General features: G+C 63.7%; 1 protein-coding gene. It reads left to right on the forward strand.

Features of this window, described 5'->3' with window-relative positions; translation table 11 throughout:
- Window positions 1-49: 49 nt before the first annotated feature.
- Window positions 50-523: acyl-CoA dehydrogenase family protein (locus tag AACY19_RS26955; RefSeq protein ID WP_339454543.1), on the forward strand; the 474-nt coding region annotated here is incomplete at its 3' end.

Genomic DNA, 523 nt, shown 5'->3' on the forward strand with positions numbered 1-523 from the left:
TCGCTTCGCCATACCCAATCTTCAGATTTTATCAGCAAGGACAGGTTTTATGGCGACTGCGCCCGAACTCGACGCTCCAGCGACCGCGCTTGACGAGTTCCGCCAGACGGCCCGCGCCTGGCTTGCCGCCAACTTCCCGCCTGCGCTCAAGGGCAAGGACAATGCCCTGTCCGCGCTCGAAGGCCCAACCGAACTGTCCGCAGATGAAATCGCCTGGAAGGCCGCAATGGGCGAAAAGGGCTGGGGTGTTCCCGGCTGGCCCAAGGCTTATGGCGGCGGTGGGCTCGACAAGGCCGAAATCCGCGTCCTGCAGGAGGAAATGGCGCGGATTGGCGCGTGGAACCCGATTGGCGGCATGGGCGTGATGATGTTCGGCCCGACGCTGCTCGAATATGGCAGCGAGGCGCAGAAGCACGAACATATCCCGGCCATCGGCAAGGGTGAGGTGCGCTGGTGCCAGGGTTATTCCGAGCCCAATGCCGGGTCGGACCTCGCCAATGTGCAGACCTTCGCCGAGGACGCG

Origin of the sequence: Pseudomonas sp. EA_5y_Pfl2_R50 (assembly GCF_963970475.1) — a bacterium.
In the GTDB taxonomy this organism is placed as follows: Bacteria; Pseudomonadota; Gammaproteobacteria; order Pseudomonadales; family Pseudomonadaceae; genus Aquipseudomonas.